At 65.7% G+C, this 1,911-nt stretch carries 1 protein-coding gene and 1 pseudogene; both read left to right on the top strand.

The features are described from left to right. Positions 1-1,345, top strand: a 1,345-nt coding sequence (xdhA, locus tag RMO57_RS04340) for a xanthine dehydrogenase small subunit (RefSeq protein ID WP_310384563.1), incomplete at its 5' end; no start/stop codon positions are given. Next, a pseudogene (locus tag RMO57_RS04335) lies at positions 1,342-1,911 on the top strand (xanthine dehydrogenase molybdopterin binding subunit); the annotation flags it as partial. The gene xdhA and the pseudogene RMO57_RS04335, both read left to right, overlap by 4 nt.

Raw genomic sequence — 1,911 nt, 5'->3', positions numbered from 1 at the left:
GCGGCAGGGCCGGCTTGAGCTGCGCAACGTCAACTCCTGCACCCAGTTTTTAACCACGCTGGACGGCCAGGCCCTGCTGACGGTGCAGGACCTGGGCTCGTCCACCAACTTGAACCCGGTGCAGCAGGCCCTTGTCGACTGCCACGGCTCGCAATGCGGGTTTTGCACCCCCGGCTTTGCGATGACGCTGCAGGCCTGCTATGAAAAGCACAGCGCGGCCGGCAGCCGCCCGACGCGCCAGCAACTGGCCGACGATCTGGCCGGCAATTTGTGCCGCTGCACCGGCTACCGGCCGATTCTGGATGCGGGGGAGAAAATGTTTGAGCTGCCTGCCAAGCGTTTGGATCTCACCGCAATCACGGCAGCACTCACGCAGCTGCAAGCCGATGACTCTTTGCATTATTCAGCGCCTAACCCGGCGTTCCATCAGCGCATCGACAGCTTCGATGCGCCGCGCAGCCTGGCCGCGCTGGCCGCCTTGGTCGAAAGCAAACCGGCAGCCCGCCTGCTGGCCGGCTCCACCGATATCGGCCTGTGGGTCAACAAGCAGTTCCGCGACCTGGGCGACCTGATTTATATCGGTGCAGTCCAAGAGTTACGCCAAATTCGCGCGCAGCCCTTTCAAGGCCAAGCCGGGCTATGGATAGGCGCCGGCGCTTCGCTTGAAGACGCCTGGGCGGCCTTGACCGCGGCCGCTCCCGGCTTGCGCGAGCTGTGGCTGCGCTTTGCGTCGCCGCCGGTGCGCCAAGCCGGCACCCTGGGCGGCAATATCGCCAATGGCTCGCCGATCGGCGACGGCGCGCCGGCCTTGATGGCGCTGGGCGCCGAGCTGGTTTTGCGACTTGGCACGCAGCAGCGGCGGATCAAGCTGGAGGATTTCTATCTCGGCTATATGCAAAAGGACTTGCGGCCCGGCGAGTTCATCGAGGCCATGCACCTGCCGCTGCCCAGCGCCGACTGGCGCCTGCGGGCCTACAAGATTGCCAAGCGTTATGACAGCGATATCTCGGCGGTCTGCGCGGTGCTGGCCATCCGGCTGGATGGCGAGTTAGTCACCGAAGCGCGGTTGGTGTTCGGCGGCATGGCGGCGGTGGTCAAACGGGCAAAAGGGGCCGAGGCGGCTTTGCTGGGCAAGCCCTGGAGCGGGGAGAACTTAAGCGCCGCCCAAGCCGCGCTGGGGCAGGACTTCACGCCCATGAGCGACGCCCGCGCCAGTAGCGCCTACCGGATGCAGGTGGCGCAGAACCTGTTGCGCCGACTCTGGTTGGAGACGCGTGCTGATGCGCCGTTGGCGGCCAGCGACTTGAGCGTCTGGCAAGTGATTTCGTTCGGGAGCGCCGCATGAGCGCCCATGATCAAGTGGGTGTCAGCCGCCCGCACGAGTCGGCAGCGCTACATGTGTCGGGCGAGGCCATCTACACCGATGACATCGCCGAAGTTCAGGGCACGCTGCATGCGGCGCTCGGCCTGTCGCCGGTCGCACATGGAAAGCTGCTGGAAATAGATCTAGAGCTGCTGCGCGCGCAGCCCGGTGTGGTGGCGGTGCTGACCGCTGCCGATATTCCGGGCAGCAACAACTGCGGCCCGCTGGTGCATGACGACCCCATCCTCGCCGCCGAAACTTTAAGTTACCTGGGCCAGCCGGTGTTCGCCGTCATCGCCAGCAGCCGCGACCTGGCGCGCCGCGCTTGCGCGCTGGCCAAGACCGCCATCCGCTATGAGGCTTTGCCGGCCGTGCTGACGGCCAAAGAGGCGCATGCCCTGGGCCACTATGTGTTGCCGCCCATGCACCTCAGCCGCGGGGATGCGCAGACCGCGCTGAACGAGGCCCTGCACCGAATTAGCGGTGAATGGTCGGTCGGCGGCCAGGAACAGTTTTATCTGGAAGGCCAGATCAGCTACGCGCTGCCG

This window comes from Roseateles sp. (assembly GCF_031397715.1).
Lineage (GTDB): Bacteria > Pseudomonadota > Gammaproteobacteria > Burkholderiales > Burkholderiaceae_C > Paucibacter_A.
Note: the sequence above shows the minus strand (reverse complement) of the source record. Positions and strands in the feature narration are given on the sequence as shown.